Below are 16,748 nucleotides of genomic sequence, written 5' to 3' on the forward strand. Positions count from 1 at the left end.
ATCGCAGGTAAGCCTGCTCCCACATTGGATCGCAGTAAATTTGAGTTAATCTGACTTCCCTTGCCTCTGCCGAGCGTTCCATGCCCGACTTGCTCGACCGTTACCCGCTGACCGCGGGCACTTATCACGAACTGCTCGACGACAGCGGCGCGGTGCGTGCCCATTGGCGGCGCCTGCTCGATCACCTACAGCGCAGCACACCCGCGCAACTGGCCCAGCGCCAGGCGCTGCTGACCCGGCAGATCCAGGAAAATGGCGTGACCTACAACGTCTACGCCGACCCCAAGGGCGCTGACCGTCCGTGGGAATTGGACCTGTTGCCGCACGTGCTGGCTGCCGATGAGTGGCAGCAGCTGGCAGCGGGTATCGCCCAGCGGGCGCGCCTGCTCAATGCGGTGCTGGCTGACCTGTACGGGCCGCAACGCTTGATCACCGAGGGCTTGCTGCCCGCCGAGCTGGTGTTCGGGCACAACAACTTCCTGTGGCCGTGCCAGGGTATCCAGCCGCCGGACGGCGCGTTCCTGCACCTGTATGCGGTGGATCTGGCGCGCACCCCGGATGGCCGTTGGTGGGTGACGGCCGACCGCACGCAAGCACCGTCGGGGGCCGGCTATGCCCTGGAAAACCGTACCATCGTGTCGCGGGCGTTTCCGGACCTGTACCGCGACCTGCAGGTGCAGCACCTCACCGGTTTCTTCCGCACGCTCCAGGAAACCCTGGCCCGCCAAGCGCCCGGCGATGACCAGCCGCCGCTGATCGTGCTGCTCACACCCGGGCGTTTCAACGAGAGCTATTTCGAACACCTCTACCTCGCGCGCCAGCTCGGCTACCCGCTGGTGGAGGGCGGCGACCTCACCGTGCGCGACAGCACCGTCTTCCTGAAGACCCTCAGCGGCCTGCGCCGGGTGCACGCCATCATGCGGCGCCTGGATGACGACTTCTGCGACCCGCTGGAGCTGCGTACCGACTCGGCGCTCGGCGTGCCCGGCCTGCTCGACGCCGTGCGCCAGGGCAATGTGCTGGTGGCCAATGCCCTGGGCAGCGGCGTGCTGGAGTCGCCGGGGTTGCTCGGTTTCCTGCCGAAGATCAACCAGTTTCTGTTTGGCGAAGAGCTGATCCTGCCGTCCATCGCCACTTGGTGGTGCGGTGAAGCGCCGGTGCTGGCCGAAGCCCTGGAGAAATTGCCGGAGCTGCTGATCAAGCCGGCGTTTCCGTCGCAAAGCTTCACCCCGGTATTTGGCCGCGACTTGAATGACGAGCAGCGCCAGGCCCTCGCCGAACGCATGCGCGCGCGGCCTTACGCGTATGTCGCCCAAGAGCTGGCGCAGCTGTCCCAGGCGCCGGTGTGGCACACCGTGGATGATCACCTGCAACACCGCGCGATTGGCATGCGTGTGTATGCCGTGGCCAGCGAGGATGGCTATCGCGTGCTGCCCGGCGGCCTGACCCGCGTGGCGGCCGAAGCCGATGCCGAGGTGGTGTCGATGCAACGCGGTGGCGCCAGCAAGGACACCTGGGTCCTCGGTGAACGGGCTGCCGGTGGCGAGCATTGGCGCGCGCAACGGGCGATTGGCGCGCATGATCTGGTGCGCCGCGACCCGTATCTGCCGTCACGGGTGGTGGAAAACCTGTTCTGGTTCGGGCGTTATTGCGAGCGCTGCGATGACAGTGCGCGCTGGCTGCGCATTGTGCTGGCGCGCTACGTCGATGGCGACGATCCGCTGGCACTGCAGGCCGCGGTCGAGCTGGGTGAGAACCTGCGTTTGTTGCCGGAGGAAGGCGAGTTGCCCGAGCGCCTGCTCGCGGCGTTGCTCGGCGATGACTGGCCGTCGAGCCTGCGTGCCAACCTGCAGCGCCTGCAGTGGGCAGCGTCGCAGGTGCGCGGCAAGTTGTCCCGCGAGAACTGGCAGGCCTTGGTCGAGCTGCAGCGCGAAGCCTTGGAGCTGGAAAGCGAAAGCCCGGATTTTGGCGAGTTGCTGGATTTTCTCAACCGCCTGGTGATGTCCCTGGCGGCGCTGTCCGGCTTTGCGCTGGACGACATGACCCGCGATGAAGGCTGGCGCTTTTTGATGATGGGCCGGCGCATCGAGCGCCTGCAATTTCTCAGCAGCAGCCTGGCGGCATTCCTGCGCGGCGTAGCTGTGTTCGACCAGGCGGGGCTGGAGTGGTTGCTGGAGTTGGGCAACAGCAGCATCACCTATCGCTCGCGCTACCTGGCGGTGCCGCAACTGATCCCGGTACTGGACTTGTTGCTGCTGGATGAGCAGAACCCCCACGCCGTGCTGTTCCAGCTGAAACTGGTGAGCCGCACCTTGCGTCGCCTCAACGACGACTTCGGTGTGCCGCGCGAAACCGGCCTGGCGCCGTTGGTCGAGCGCCTCGCGCGTTTCGACCTGGGCTGCCTGGAAAACCCGCTGTTTGGCGAGTCCAGCGTGCGCGCCGCGCTGGAGGGGCTGGCCGACCTGTTGCAGGCGGTCGCCGATGAAAGCGGGCAAGTGTCGGACCGCCTGGCGTTGCGCCACTTTGCCCATGTGGATGATGTCAGTCAGCAAACGGTGTCGGTGTGATGAGTGCGCGCTACCAGATTTTCCACGATACCCACTACCACTACGACAGCCCGGTGTCCCTGGCCCAGCAGCTGGCGCACCTGTGGCCGCGCCCCTGTGCCTGGCAGCGCTGCAGCGCGCAGCAGCTGGAGATCAGCCCACCGCCGTCTTCGCGTCGCGATGAGCTGGACGTGTTCGGCAACCCGATCACACGGCTGGCGTTCGAGCGGCCCCATGATGAATTGCTGGTGAATGCCGGGCTCACCGTCGAAGTGCTGGCGCGGCCGACGCTGGATTTCCAGCAGTCACCGCCTTGGGACCAGACCCGTGACAGCCTGACCTACAGCAGCCAGCCGCTGTCGCCACAGCTGGTCGAAGCGTGCCGCTATCGCTTCGAATCGCCCTATGTGCACCTGAAGAAAACCTTCGTCGAGTTTTCCGAGAGCTGCTTCCCTCCCGGCAAGCCGTTGCTGTTGGGTGTGCAGGCCTTGATGGAAAAGATCTTCAGCGAATTCACCTTCGATGCCGAAGCCACCCAGGTCGCCACGCCGCTGGTGGAAGTGCTGGAGCGCCGGCGCGGCGTGTGCCAGGACTTCGCCCACCTGATGCTCGCGTGCCTGCGCTCGCGAGGCCTGGCGGCGCGGTATATCAGCGGTTACCTGTTGACCCAGCCACCGCCCGGCCAGCCACGACTGATCGGCGCCGATGCGTCACATGCATGGGTTTCGGTGTATTGCCCGGTCGCAGGGTGGGTGGATTTTGATCCGACGAACAATGTACAGCCGGCACTGGAACACATCACCCTGGCCTGGGGCCGGGACTTTTCCGATGTATCGCCGTTGCGCGGGGTGATCCTGGGGGGAGGCAGCCATGACCCGGAAGTGCGGGTGACGGTGATGCCGCTGGAGTGAGGACCGGGCTTATTAATTTGTGGCGAGCGGGCTTGCCCCGCGTTGGGCTGCGCAGCAGCCCTGAAGCCTGAAACTGCGGTCTGTCTGAACTAGCGGGGGATATATTGGGGCCGCTTCGCAGCCCAACGCGGGGCAAGCCCGCTCGCCATAACAAGCCCGCTTGTCACAGCAAGTCCGATAGCCACGACAAGCCCGCTTGCGACCTGGCGCAACAGATCAATTATTCAGCCGGGTCTTTCGGTGTCTCGGTGTCGTCAGTCGCTACTTCGCCTTCGGCATCCGGGTTCAGTGCGCCGGCTTCTTCATCTGCAGCGGCTTTCTTGCGTTGCAGCTTTTCCTCTTTCTTCTGCTCCTTGGCCAAGTCTCTCTGACGTTTGGCGAAGGAGTAATTAGGTTTGGCCATGGGCGATCCTCTAGGGTCGAAGGTGAGGGTGGGCGGCGCGCAGCTGCCTTGGGCCGTCATGGTAGCAGCTTCAAGGGGCGCTTGGCCTTCACTTACCGCAGGCGTACGCGGCCAGCAGGCCGTTGAACAGGTGATTGAGGCGCATGGTTCGGACTCCAAAGGGTGATGGGCCGATCATAGGCAGGTGTCGCTACTTTAGCTGGTAGATTGTGTTGATAAGTCTGATAGCCTAAAGTTGTATACAATCTGTTGATTCAGATCATAAGAATTTACGCCTGCATGAGGCACCCTTGTCGCAATACGCGTTTTTTAACCCTGCCTTGGAGATTCACATGTTTGCCAAACTCGTTGCTGTTTCCCTGCTGACTCTGGCGAGCGGCCAGTTGCTTGCTGCAGAGTGCAAGGTCACCGTCGACTCCACTGATCAAATGTCCTTCAACACCAAGGCCATTGAAATCGACAAAAGCTGCAAGACATTCACCGTCGAGCTGACTCACTCCGGCAACCTGCCGAAAAACGTCATGGGCCACAACTGGGTGCTGAGCTCCGCCGCCGACATGCCTGGCGTCGCCAGCGACGGCATGGCTGCCGGCATCGACAAGAACTACCTGAAAGATGGCGACACCCGCATCATCGCCCACACCAAGATCATCGGTGCTGGCGAGAAAGATTCCGTGACCTTCGATGTGTCGAAACTGGCCGCCGGTACGGATTACGCGTTCTTCTGCTCGTTCCCAGGCCACATCTCGATGATGAAAGGCACTGTTGTCGTGAAGTAAGCCGACTCCGGTCGAAAAAAAAGCGCCTTTTCAGGCGCTTTTTTTGTGGGCGGCGAAAACCTGTGGCGAGCGGGCTTGCCCCGCGTTGGGCTGCGAAGCGGCCCCAAAAACTGCCACATGGCTTGTGTGAATGACCGCGTTCAACTCACTGGGGCTGCTGCGCAACCCAACGCGGGGCAAGCCCGCTCGCCACAGCGGCCCACTCACCACAGTGTTCACGGCGCGAACGGCATGACCCGCTTGTGCTCGGTCTTGCGGTAGGTGTCGCAGATGATCTTGAATGCTTCCTCACGCACCGGCTCGCCGTGCAGGAACGCATCGATCTCGGCGTAGGTCACCCCATGGGAGGCTTCGTCAGGCTTGCCTGGTGACAGGTCTTCAAGGTCGGCAGTCGGGATTTTCTCGACCAGCGACTCCGGTGCACCAAAGTGCCGCGCAATCGCGCGGACCTGGTTTTTCACCAGGCCACTCAGGGGGGCGAGGTCGCAGGCGCCGTCACCAAACTTGGTGAAAAAGCCCATCACGGCTTCCGCCGCATGGTCGGTGCCGATCACCAGGCCACCGGCCGCGCCAGCGATGGTGTACTGCGCCACCATGCGCATGCGCGCCTTGGTATTGCCCAGCACGAAATCGCGGGACACCGCGGCCTTGCCTTCGAATGCCGCAACTTCATTGGCCAGCGATTTCACCGCCGGGCCGATGTTGACGGTGTGGCGCTCGTCCGGCTCGATAAAGTCCACCGATGCCTGGGCGTCGATTTCATCGAACTGGGTTTCGTAGGGCAGGCGCACCGCGATAAACCGGTAGGCTTCATCCCCGGTGCGGGTGCGCAGCTCCTGCATCGCGCGTTGGGCCAACAGGCCGGCGGTCAGGGAGTCGACGCCGCCGCTGATACCCAGCACCAATGTCTTGAGCCCGGAATTGCGCAGGCAGTCCTGGATAAATGCCACACGCCTCGCAACTTCGGCTTCAAGGGCCGCCTGGTCTTTGAACGGTGCTTGGACCTTGAGCTGCTGCGCAATCTCACGCTGTACGGCTTGCATGATTCACTCCTTGCTGGAAAGGGCAGGTACTTTGAAAACGTGACGCAAATAGGCGACGAAATTCGGATCGGTGCAGTGGGTCTTGCCCGCTTCATCGGAGATTTTCGCGACGGGCTGGCCATTGCAGGCGGTCATTTTAAGCACGATGCTCATCGGTTCCACCCCTGGAATGTCACAGGTCAGGTTAGTGCCGATGCCGAAGCTCACATTGATCCGACCGCGCAGCGCACGGAAAATCTCCAGCGCCTTGGGCAACGACAGGCTGTCGGAGAACACCAGGGTCTTGCTCATCGGCTCGATGCCGAGCTTGTGGTAGTGGGCGATGGCTTTTTCCGCCCACTGCACCGGGTCACCGGAGTCGTGGCGCAGACCGTCGAAAAGCTTGGCGAAGTACAAGTCGAAGTCGCCGAGGAACGCGTCGGTGGTGATGCAATCGGTCAAGGCGATGCCCAGCAGGCCACGGTATTCGCGGACCCAGCAGTCGAGGGCGGCGATCTGGCTGTCGATCAGGCGCGGGCCCAGTTGCTGGTGGGCCATGATCCATTCATGGGCCATGGTGCCAAGCGGCTTCATGTCGAACTCGCGGGCCAAATGCACGTTGCTGGTGCCGACAAAACGCCCGGGGAAGTCATGCTTGAGCACGCTGACCACTTCTTCCTGGACCCGGTAGGAAAAGCGCCGGCGCGTGCCGAAGTCGGCCACTTGCAGCTCAGACAGCTCGTCGCTGCTGGCGTTGGCGGTCAGCCAGTCGAACTTGCGGTACAGCTGCTCGCGGGCCTGTTCGAGGATCACGGTCTGGTAGCGGTAGCGGTTGCGCACTTCGCTGACGATGGCCAGCATCGGCACTTCAAACAGGATCACATGCAGCCACGGACCGCGCAGGCGGATAAACAGCTCGCCATTCTCGATACCGGTCTGCACGTAGCGCAGGTTGAAGCGGAACAGCCCGAGGAAGCGCAGGAAATCCGGCTTCATGAAGCTGATGCGCTCCAGGAAGCCCAGTTGGTCCGGGCTCAAGCTCAACTCGGCAAGGCGCTCGATCTGGTAGCGGATCTCCGCCAGGTACGGGCGCAAGTCTTCGCTGTTACGGCAACGAAATTCCCATTCAACTTCCACGTTCGGGTAGTTGTGCAGCACCGCCTGCATCATGGTCAGCTTGTAGAAGTCGGTGTCGAGCAGGTTCTGCACGATGCGATCGGCAAACACACTCTCGCTCATAACGGGAATCTCCAGACGGGTCGGCGATCGGCGCCGACCTTTACGCACAATTAAGGAAGGGGGCTAGTGGCGCATAGACCTGTGGGGTTTTGCCAGCGTTTTTTCATCTTGGGATCTTTGTTGTGGCCACTGGCGCCTTCGCGAGCAAGCCCGCTCCCACATTTGGAATGCATTTTAAATGTGGGAGCGGGCTTGCTCGCGAAGGCGGCATGTCAGGCGACGGGGCTCAAACAGGTTCAACTTGCTCCATCATCCACTTCACAAACTCGCGCACCTTGGGCACCTCCGCCGAGTGCTCGGGGTACGCGAGGTAATACGCATCCTGGCTCGGCATCGCATGCGGCCAGGGGATCACCAGCTTGCCCTCGGCCAGCTCCTCCTCCACCAGAAAGCGCGGCAGCAGGGCCACGCCACAGCCCACCTGCGCGGCGCGGATGCACATATAGAACGTGTCGAAACGCGGCCCGTGGTAGCTGTGCTCGGTGTGGAAACCTTGGCTCGCGAACCAGTCGTGCCAGCCCTGGGGCCGCGAGGCGTTCTGCAGCAACACCAGCTCGCTGAGTTGGGTCGGATCGGTGAAGGGCTGGACTGGCAGGCTCTCCGGCGCGCACACCGGTACAAGTTCTTCGCTGAACAGCTTTAGGCTCTCGGTGCCGGGGCGTGAGCCCTGGCCGAAGTAGAAGGCCATGTCGGCCTTGCCTTGCAGCAACTCGTCCGGCTCCTGCTCGTTGCACAGGTCCAGGTGGATCTGCGGGTGACGCAGGCGCCAGCCCTTGAGGCGCGGCACCAGCCAGCGGGCGCCGAACGTGTATGGCGTGGACACGCGCAGCACTTCGGTCTCGCCGCCGTAGGAGCGCAGGTAGTGCGTGGACATCTCCACCTGCGTGAGGATCTTGCGCACTTCCACCAGGTACAGGTCGCCCGCCGGGGTCATCTGCAAGCGGCGGCGCACGCGGCGAAACAGCAGGTGCTGCAGCAATTCTTCGAGCTGCGCCACTTGTTTGCTCACCGCGCTTTGCGTGAGGTTCAGTTCCTCGGCGGCGCGGGTGAAGCTCAGGTGACGGGTGGCGGCTTCGAAACACTGCAGGGCGGTGATCGAGGGCAAATGTCTTTTGTTCAGCACGGCACGCCTCTTTTTATTCTTTGCATGAATAAACGGAATGATATCTCGCCTAATCGTCGTTTGTTGGCAAGTCTTGGGCCAGCTACAAATAAGCCCAGGATCGCCGTGTGGGCCGCGGCGCAATTTTTCTGTCTGCAGATTGAAGGAGTGACCCATGGTTGCTGCATTGCTTGATCGTCTCGGGGTAAACCCGGCGCTGTACCAGGCGGGTAAACAACCCGTGCATTCGCCGATTGATGGCAGCCGTATCGGCAGTGTGCACTGGGAGGGCGCCGCCGAGGTGGAGCAGCAGGTCAGTCGCGCCGAGCATGCATTCGAGGCCTGGCGCAAAGTGCCGGCACCGCGTCGTGGTGAGCTGGTGCGCCAGTTCGGCGACGTGCTGCGCGAATACAAGGCCGACCTTGGCGAACTCGTCTCGTGGGAAGCCGGCAAGATCACCCAGGAAGGCCTGGGCGAAGTGCAGGAAATGATCGACATCTGCGACTTCGCCGTCGGCCTGTCCCGCCAGCTGTATGGCTTGACCATCGCCTCCGAGCGCCCCGGCCATCACATGCGTGAGACCTGGCACCCGCTGGGCGTGGTCGGCGTGATCAGCGCCTTCAACTTCCCGGTGGCGGTGTGGGCGTGGAACACCACCCTGGCGCTGGTGTGCGGCAACGCGGTGATCTGGAAACCTTCGGAAAAGACCCCGCTCACCGCCCTGGCCTGCCAGGCGCTGTTCGAGCGCGTGCTGAAAAAATTCACTGACGCCCCGCAATACCTCAGCCAAGTCATCATCGGCGGCCGCGATGCGGGCGCCGCGCTGGTGGACGACCCGCGCGTGGCCCTGATCAGCGCCACCGGCAGCACGCGCATGGGCCGGGAAGTCGCCCCGAAAGTCGCCGCGCGTTTCGCGCGCAGCATCCTCGAACTGGGCGGCAACAACGCGATGATCCTCGGCCCGAGCGCCGACCTGGACATGGCCGTACGCGCCATCCTGTTCAGTGCGGTGGGCACCGCCGGCCAGCGTTGCACCACACTGCGCCGCCTGATCGCGCACGAGTCGGTCAAGGCAGAAATCGTCACCCGTCTCAAGGCCGCCTATTCCAAGGTGCGCATCGGCCACCCGCTGGAAGGCAACCTGATCGGTCCGCTGATCGACAAGCACGGCTTCGACAACATGCAGGACGCCCTGGAGCAAGCCCTGAGCGAAGGCGGCAAGGTATTCGGCGGCAAGCGCCAGCTGGAAGACACCTTCCCCAACGCCTACTACGTATCGCCGGCGATTGTGGAAATGCCCGAGCAAAGCGACGTGGTGTGCACCGAAACCTTCGCGCCGATTCTGTACGTGATCGGCTACACCGACTTCGCCGAAGCCCTGCGCCTGAACAACGCCGTGCCGCAAGGCTTGTCGTCGTGCATCTTCACCACCGACGTGCGTGAAGCCGAGCAGTTCATGTCGGCGGTGGGCAGCGACTGCGGGATCGCCAACGTCAACATCGGCCCGAGTGGTGCGGAAATCGGCGGTGCGTTTGGCGGTGAGAAAGAGACCGGCGGCGGACGTGAGTCGGGTTCGGATGCGTGGCGCGGGTATATGCGTCGCCAGACCAATACCGTGAACTACTCGCTGGAATTGCCGCTGGCCCAAGGCATTACTTTCGACTAAATACCTGCCGGAACGCGGAAAAAATGTGGGAGCGGGCTTGCTCGCGAATGCGGTGGATCAGCTGTATATCTGTTGACTGATCCACTGCTTTCGCGAGCAAGCCCGCTCCCACAGTTGATTGGATTACCAAGTCGAAACTGAATTTAGATGTTTGTTAGGTCTCATCGGAGTCTGGCAATGGCATTGCGCGAAACATGTTTGTGGGAACACCTCACCCCCGGCCGGCCGGAGCGTGCGGCGCTGGCGGGCGAGGTCAAGGTGGATGTGTGCGTGATCGGCGCCGGGATCACCGGTTTGTCGGCCGCCATTCACTTGCTGGAACAAGGCAAAAGCGTCGCCGTGCTCGAGGCCCATCGCACCGGCCACGGCGGTTCGGGGCGCAACGTCGGGCTGGTGAATGCCGGCATGTGGATTCCGCCGGACGAGATCGAAGCCGGTTTCGGCGAGGCGGTGGGCAGCCAGCTCAACCGCATGTTGGGCGCCGCGCCGTCGCTGGTGTTCAGCCTGATCGACAAATACAACATCGATTGCCAATTGCGCCGCGAGGGCACCTTGCACATGGCGCACAACGCCCGGGGCGAGGCGGATCTGCGCAGTCGCGAAGAGCAGTGGAAGCGCCGTGGGGCGCCGGTCGAATTACTCACCGGCCAGGCCTGCGAGCAAGCCACCGGCACCCAGAAGATCGCCGCCGCCCTGCTGGATAGACGCGCCGGCACCCTCAACCCGATGGCCTACACCAGTGGCCTGGCCAATGCGGCGGCGGGTTTGGGTGGACAACTGTTCGACCATTCCCCCGTCACTCAACTTGAGCGCCAAGGCGCGCATTGGTCGGTGCAGACCGCCAACGGTGCGGTGCAGGCTGCACAGGTGGTGATCGCATCCAACGCCTACACCGAAGGCGAATGGACCGAACTGCGCCGCAACTTTTTCCCCGGTTATTACTACCAGGTGGCCTCGGCGCCCCTCACCGACGACGCCGCCAAGCAAATCCTGCCCGGCGGCCAGGGTTCCTGGGACACGCGCCAGGTATTGAGCAGCATCCGCCGCGATGCTGATGGCCGCCTGTTGCTCGGCAGCCTGGGCAACGGGAACCAGAAACCGGCCTGGTTCCTCAAGGCGTGGGCCGATCGGGTGCAGCAGCATTACTTCCCGTACCTCAAATCGGTGCAGTGGGAGTACACCTGGACCGGCTGCATCGCCTTCACCCCGGATCACCTGATGCGCCTGTTCGAACCGGCCCCTGGCCTTGTGGCAGTAACGGGCTATAACGGGCGCGGCGTGACCACCGGCAGTGTGGTCGGCAAGGCGTTTGCCGATTACCTGTGTCACCAGAATCCCCAGGCCTTGCCGATTCCGTTCGCGCCCATGCAACCGCTGGCCGGAGTGGGCCTGCGCAGTTGCCTGTATGAAGCCGGATTCTCGCTGTATCACGCCGGACAATGCCTGAGGATCGTGATCTGATCAGCGAAATACTGCTCAGAAGCCTGCATTTTCTTAGCAGGCTACTAATCTGTATTGGTGCAAGTCGTAGCAATCACGCACTGTAAATGTGCAGTTCCGTTACGCACGTTGTTACAGGTGCAGGAACTGTCGTTTATCCGTCTGGTTGCAGGTGCGACCTGCCAAGGTTGTACTTTTTCGATCCACTGGTTGCACCTCTTGACGCTAGAGGGTTGCACGTCCTGGCAAAAGGAGTCGAAACGCCAGCAATCCCAATGACACCGTGTCTTTTTGAAGAATAAAAACGTAATGGCACGCGCCTTGCTCTGGGCTTTCAGTGAAAGGTTTGAATGCAAGTTGTCGTGCCAAAAATCAAAAATATCGGAGCACCACTCATGTCCCAGACGTTTTACAAGAAAGGTTTTCTGGCCCTCGCCGTTGCAGCGGCACTGGGTGTTTCTACGTTTGTTCAAGCTGATGTGAAGATTGGCGTGGCGGGGCCGATGACGGGCGCCAACGCCGCTTTCGGTGAGCAGTACATGAAGGGTGCCCAGGCGGCAGCCGATGTGGTCAACAAGGCCGGTGGCATCAACGGCGAGAAAATCGTGCTGGTCGCCGGCGACGACGCCTGCGAACCCAAGCAAGCCGTAGCCGTGGCCAACCGCCTGGCAGACCAGGACAAAGTCATCGGCGTGGTCGGGCACTTCTGCTCGTCCAACACCATCCCGGCGTCCGAGGTGTATGACGAGGCGGGCATCATCGCGATCACCCCAGGCTCCACCAACCCACAAGTGACCGAACGCGGCCTGGGCGCCATGTTCCGTATGTGCGGGCGTGACGACCAGCAAGGCATCGTCGCCGGCGACTACATCGTCGATGTGCTCAAGGGCAAGAAAGTCGCGGTTATCAACGACAAGGACACCTACGGCAAAGGCCTGGCCGACGCCACTGCAGCGCAGTTGACCAAGCGCGGCGTCAAGCCGGTGCTGGAAGAAGGCCTGACCCGTGGCGAGAAAGACTTCAGCGCCCTGGTCACCAAGATCCGTTCCACCGGTGCTGACGTCGTGTACTTCGGCGGCCTGCACCCGGAAGCCGGTCCTCTGGTTCGCCAGATCCGTGAAGCCGGCCTCAAGGACGTGAAGTTCATGTCCGATGACGGCGTGGTCACCGACGAACTGGTTGCGACCGCTGGTGGCAAGCAGTACGTGGATGGCGTCTACATGACCTTCGGCGCCGACCCGCGCCTGCTGCCGGACAGCAAGGCTGTGGTTGAAGAGTTCCGCAAAAACGGCACCGAGCCAGAAGGCTACACCCTGTACGCCTACGCCTCGATCCAGGCCCTGGCCGCTGGCTTCAATGGCGCCAAGTCCAACAAGGGCGAAGACGCCGCCAAGTGGCTCAAGGCGCACCCGGTGAAAACCGTGATGGGTGAAAAAGCCTGGGACGCGAAGGGTGACCTGAAAGTCTCCGACTACGTGGTTTACCAGTGGGACAAAGACGGTAAATACCATCAGCTGGAAAAACAGAAGTAAGGCTGGGCACCACAGATCCACTGTGGGAGCGGGCTTGCTCGCGAAAGCGATCTGTCAGCAGTCGATGTGTTGACTGACCCGCCGCCTTCGCGAGCAAGCCCGCTCCCACAGGGAATGGTGCTGTGATGGATATCTGTTTTTTCCTCCAAGAAGAGCCGCACACCGGCAACTGGCGGGTGTGCAGTCTCTCACCGCGTGAGATTGCGTTATGGATGGTATTTTCCTGCAGCAACTGGTCAACGGCCTGACCCTCGGGTCGGTCTATGGCCTGATCGCCATCGGCTACACAATGGTCTATGGCATCATTGGCATGATCAACTTCGCCCATGGCGAGGTTTATATGATTTCCGCTTACCTCGCGGCGATCAGTCTGGCACTGCTGGCTTACTTCGGCATCGAATCCTTCCCGCTGCTCATTCTCGGCACCTTGATCTTCACCGTGGTCGTCACCGGCGTGTACGGTTGGGTCATCGAGCGTGTCGCCTACAAACCGCTGCGCAACTCCACCCGACTGGCTCCGCTGATCAGCGCCATCGGGATCTCCCTGATCCTGCAGAACTACGCGCAGATCGCCCAGGGTGCCAAGCAACAAGGTATTCCCACCCTGCTGGCCGGGGCCTGGCGTGTCGACATCGGCAGCGGGTTCGTCCAGCTCACGTACACCAAGGTCTTCATCCTCGTGGCGGCGTTTGCCGGCATGGCGCTGCTCACCTACATCATCAAGTACACCAAGCTCGGCCGCATGTGCCGCGCCACCCAGCAAGACCGCAAGATGGCCTCGATCCTGGGCATCAACACCGACCGCGTGATCTCCTACGTGTTTGTCATCGGTGCCGCCATGGCGGCCCTGGCCGGTGTGCTGATCACCCTCAACTACGGCACGTTCGACTTCTATGCCGGCTTCATCATCGGCATCAAGGCGTTTACCGCAGCGGTACTCGGCGGCATCGGCTCCCTGCCTGGGGCGATGCTGGGCGGGATCATCCTGGGTATTTCCGAGTCGCTGTTCTCGGGGTTGATCAACTCTGACTACAAAGACGTGTTCAGTTTCTCCCTGCTGGTGGTGATTCTGATTTTCCGTCCCCAGGGCCTGCTTGGTCGCCCACTCGTGGCGAAGGTGTAAACATGTCTGCTGCCAAACCCATCGATATCAAGAAAAGTGTGGTCGATACGGTCCTTGCCGGGCTGATTTCGTTGATCGTGTTCGGTCCGATCGTCGGCGTGGTCCTCGACGGCTACAGCTTCAACCTGGAACCGGCCCGCGTGGCCCTGCTGGTCGCCATCGTGATGGTCGGCCGCTTTGCCATGAGCCTGTTCCTGCAAACCCCCAGGGGCCTGAAGATCCTGCAGGGCTTCGAAAGCAGTGGCTCCGGCGTGCACGTGCTGCCACCGGACTACAAGTCGCGGCTGCGCTGGATCATCCCGGTACTGATCGTGATCGCCATCGTGTTCCCGATCTTCGCCAACAAGTACCTGCTGACCGTGGTGATCCTCGGCCTGATCTACGTGTTGCTCGGCCTGGGCCTGAATATCGTGGTCGGCCTGGCCGGCCTGCTCGACCTCGGTTACGTGGCGTTCTACGCCATCGGCGCGTACGGCCTGGCGCTGGGGTATCAATACCTTGGCCTGGGCTTCTGGACGGTGCTGCCGCTGGCGGCCATCTGTGCGGCGCTGGCGGGGTGCATACTCGGGTTCCCGGTGTTGCGAATGCACGGCGATTATCTCGCCATCGTGACCCTGGGCTTCGGTGAAATCATCCGCCTGGTGCTCAACAACTGGCTGTCGTTCACCGGTGGCCCGAACGGTATGCCGGTGCCGTCGCCGACCTTCCTGGGCCTGGAGTTCGGGCGCAAGGCGAAGGACGGTGGGATTCCATTCCACGAATTCTTCGGCATCGACTACAACCCCAATATCAAATTCCTGTTCATCTACATCGTGCTGTTCCTGGTGGTGCTGGCCGTGCTGTACATCAAGCATCGCCTGACCCGCATGCCGGTCGGTCGCGCCTGGGAAGCCTTGCGCGAAGATGAGATCGCCTGCCGCTCCATGGGCCTGAACCACGTGCTGGTCAAGCTCTCGGCGTTCACCATCGGCGCGTCCACCGCCGGTCTGGCCGGGGTGTTCTTTGCCAGCTACCAGGGCTTCGTCAACCCGTCCTCGTTCACCTTCTTCGAGTCGGCGCTGATCCTCGCCATCGTGGTGTTGGGCGGCATGGGCTCGACGGTCGGCGTGGTGATTGCGGCGTTCGTCTTGACCGTCGCGCCTGAACTGCTGCGCAGCTTCAGCGAATACCGCGTGCTGCTGTTTGGCGTGCTGATGGTGGTGATGATGATCTGGCGACCGCGCGGCCTGATCCGGATCAGCCGCACCGGTGTGACGCCACGCAAGGGGGTAGCGCCATGAGCAAGGAAGTCGTCCTCTCCGTGGAACACCTGATGATGCACTTCGGTGGCATCAAGGCCTTGAGCGACGTGAGCCTCAAGGTCGAACGCAACTCGATCTTCGCCCTGATCGGCCCTAACGGCGCGGGCAAGACCACCGTGTTCAACTGCCTCACCGGCTTCTACAAAGCCAGCGGCGGCAAGATCGAACTGAACATTCGCGGCAAGCAGACCAACGTGATCCAGTTGCTGGGTGAGCGTTTCAAGGCGGTCGACTTCGTGTCGCCGAAAAGCTTCTTCAGCCGGGTGTTCTACAAGATGTTCGGCGGCACCCACCTGGTCAACCGTGCCGGCCTGGCCCGTACTTTCCAGAACATTCGCCTGTTCAAGGAAATGTCGGTGCTGGAAAACCTGCTGGTCGCCCAGCACATGTGGGTCAACCGCAACATGCTCGCGGGCATCCTCAACACCAAGGGCTATCGCAAGGCCGAGAGCGATGCGCTCGACCATGCCTTCTACTGGCTCGAGGTGGTCGACCTGGTGGACTGCGCCAACCGCCTGGCTGGCGAGCTTTCCTACGGCCAGCAGCGCCGCCTGGAAATCGCCCGGGCCATGTGCACCCGGCCGCAGATCATCTGCCTGGACGAGCCGGCAGCGGGCCTCAACCCGCAGGAAACCGAAGCCCTCAGCGCGATGATTCGCCTGCTGCGCGACGAACACGACCTCACGGTGGTGCTGATCGAACACGACATGGGCATGGTGATGAGTATTTCCGACCACATCGTGGTGCTGGACCACGGCAACGTGATTGCCGAGGGTGGGCCGGACGCGATCCGCAACGACCCGAAAGTGATTGCCGCCTACCTGGGCGCAGACGAAGAGGAGCTGGTATGAGTACACCTATCCTCGAAATGAAGGACCTGGACGTGTTCTACGGCCCGATCCAGGCCCTGAAAAAAGTCTCGCTGCACATCAATGAAGGCGAAACCGTCAGCCTGATCGGCTCCAACGGCGCGGGTAAATCCACGCTGCTGATGTCGATCTTCGGCCAGCCTCGGGCCGAGTCGGGGCAGATCATCTACAACGGCGTCGACATTACCCACAAGTCGTCCCACTACATCGCTTCCAACGGCATTGCGCAGTCGCCGGAAGGGCGGCGGGTGTTCCCCGACATGACCGTCGAGGAAAACCTGCTGATGGGCACCATCCCGATTGGCGACAAGTTTGCCACGGAGGACATGCAGCGCATGTTCGAGCTGTTCCCACGGCTCAAGGAGCGGCGCAACCAGCGCGCGATGACCATGTCCGGTGGTGAGCAGCAAATGCTCGCCATCGCCCGCGCGCTGATGAGCCGGCCCAAGCTGTTGCTGCTGGATGAACCGAGCCTGGGCCTGGCGCCGATTGTGGTGAAGCAAATCTTCGCCACGCTGCGCGAGCTGGCTTCCACCGGGATGACCATCTTCCTGGTGGAGCAGAACGCCAACCATGCGTTGCGCCTGTCGGACCGTGCGTATGTGATGGTCAACGGCGAGATTCGCCTGACCGGCACCGGTAAGGAATTGCTGGTGAATGAAGAGGTGCGCAACGCCTACCTGGGTGGGCACTGATCTAAAAGCTTGATGCAATAACCCATGTGGGAACCGGCTTTATGTGGGAGCTGGCTTGCCTGCGATGCGAACACCTCGGTCTGTCAGGCAAACCGAGGTGAAGCTATCGCGGGCAAGCCC

General features: G+C 62.0%; 14 protein-coding genes. 10 read left to right on the forward strand and 4 right to left on the reverse strand.

Going from position 1 to position 16,748, the window contains the following annotated elements:
- The first annotated feature begins 80 nt into the window (after positions 1–80).
- Both JFU04_RS02110 and JFU04_RS02115 read left to right on the forward strand, forming a co-directional pair.
- Positions 81–2,567, forward strand: a complete 2,487-nt coding sequence (locus JFU04_RS02110) for a circularly permuted type 2 ATP-grasp protein (RefSeq protein ID WP_201143432.1) — start codon at positions 81–83, stop codon at positions 2,565–2,567.
- Positions 2,567–3,457, forward strand: coding sequence for a transglutaminase family protein (locus JFU04_RS02115; protein WP_065900151.1), 891 nt, complete (start codon positions 2,567–2,569; stop codon positions 3,455–3,457). The genes JFU04_RS02110 and JFU04_RS02115 overlap by 1 nt, the downstream gene beginning before the upstream one ends.
- Before the next feature lie 220 nt (positions 3,458–3,677).
- On the opposite strand, the gene JFU04_RS02120 is transcribed toward JFU04_RS02115, so the two are convergent.
- Positions 3,678–3,860 carry a hypothetical protein gene (locus JFU04_RS02120; protein WP_065900153.1) on the reverse strand — a complete coding sequence of 61 codons (183 nt, stop codon included), beginning with the start codon at positions 3,858–3,860 and terminating at the stop codon, positions 3,678–3,680.
- A gap of 332 nt (positions 3,861–4,192) precedes the next feature.
- Between JFU04_RS02120 and azu the strand changes: the two genes are divergently transcribed.
- The gene (gene azu / locus JFU04_RS02125) at positions 4,193–4,639 is read left to right on the forward strand and encodes an azurin (protein ID WP_120447501.1); all 447 of its coding nucleotides are present in this window, start codon (positions 4,193–4,195) and stop codon (positions 4,637–4,639) included.
- 215 nt (positions 4,640–4,854) lie between these two features.
- Here azu and nadE read toward each other — a convergent pair whose 3' ends face one another.
- The 3 genes from nadE to JFU04_RS02140 all read right to left on the reverse strand — a co-directional run bounded on the left by nadE (position 4,855) and on the right by JFU04_RS02140 (position 8,023).
- Entirely contained in the window at positions 4,855–5,682 is an 828-nt protein-coding gene (gene nadE / locus JFU04_RS02130; protein WP_065900157.1) for an ammonia-dependent NAD(+) synthetase, read from the reverse strand.
- Positions 5,683–5,685: 3 nt separating this feature from the next.
- A complete protein-coding gene (pncB, locus tag JFU04_RS02135) occupies positions 5,686–6,900 on the reverse strand; it encodes a nicotinate phosphoribosyltransferase (RefSeq protein WP_065900159.1) in 1,215 nt (404 codons plus the stop codon).
- Between the two features lie 226 nt (positions 6,901–7,126).
- The gene (locus JFU04_RS02140; protein ID WP_120447502.1) at positions 7,127–8,023 is read right to left on the reverse strand and encodes a LysR family transcriptional regulator; all 897 of its coding nucleotides are present in this window, start codon (positions 8,021–8,023) and stop codon (positions 7,127–7,129) included.
- A 154-nt stretch (positions 8,024–8,177) separates the two neighbouring features.
- Here JFU04_RS02140 and amaB point away from each other — a divergent pair, with 154 nt between their 5' ends.
- The 7 genes from amaB (at position 8,178) to JFU04_RS02175 (ending at position 16,628) form a co-directional block, all read left to right on the forward strand.
- A complete protein-coding gene (gene amaB, locus JFU04_RS02145) occupies positions 8,178–9,668 on the forward strand; it encodes an L-piperidine-6-carboxylate dehydrogenase (protein WP_065900163.1) in 1,491 nt (496 codons plus the stop codon).
- Between the two features lie 177 nt (positions 9,669–9,845).
- Entirely contained in the window at positions 9,846–11,129 is a 1,284-nt protein-coding gene (gene amaA / locus JFU04_RS02150; protein ID WP_120447503.1) for an L-pipecolate oxidase, read from the forward strand.
- Between the two features lie 374 nt (positions 11,130–11,503).
- Complete coding sequence (locus tag JFU04_RS02155) at positions 11,504–12,640, forward strand: branched-chain amino acid ABC transporter substrate-binding protein (protein ID WP_065900167.1); 1,137 nt, start codon at positions 11,504–11,506, stop codon at positions 12,638–12,640.
- A 208-nt stretch (positions 12,641–12,848) separates the two neighbouring features.
- Entirely contained in the window at positions 12,849–13,763 is a 915-nt protein-coding gene (locus JFU04_RS02160) for an ABC transporter permease subunit (RefSeq protein ID WP_003236186.1), read from the forward strand.
- A 2-nt stretch (positions 13,764–13,765) separates the two neighbouring features.
- Positions 13,766–15,043, forward strand: coding sequence for a high-affinity branched-chain amino acid ABC transporter permease LivM (gene livM, locus JFU04_RS02165; RefSeq protein ID WP_201143433.1), 1,278 nt, complete (start codon positions 13,766–13,768; stop codon positions 15,041–15,043).
- Positions 15,040–15,915: an ABC transporter ATP-binding protein gene (locus tag JFU04_RS02170; RefSeq protein ID WP_065900169.1), complete on the forward strand. Its 876-nt coding sequence runs from the start codon at positions 15,040–15,042 to the stop codon at positions 15,913–15,915. The genes livM and JFU04_RS02170 overlap by 4 nt, the downstream gene beginning before the upstream one ends.
- A complete protein-coding gene (locus JFU04_RS02175; RefSeq protein ID WP_065900171.1) occupies positions 15,912–16,628 on the forward strand; it encodes an ABC transporter ATP-binding protein in 717 nt (238 codons plus the stop codon). Before JFU04_RS02170 ends, JFU04_RS02175 begins: the two co-directional genes overlap by 4 nt.
- Positions 16,629–16,748: the final 120 nt, after the last annotated feature.

The sequence above is a fragment of the Pseudomonas sp. TH21 genome (assembly GCF_016651025.1).
In the GTDB taxonomy this organism is placed as follows: domain Bacteria; phylum Pseudomonadota; class Gammaproteobacteria; order Pseudomonadales; family Pseudomonadaceae; genus Aquipseudomonas; species Aquipseudomonas aylmerensis.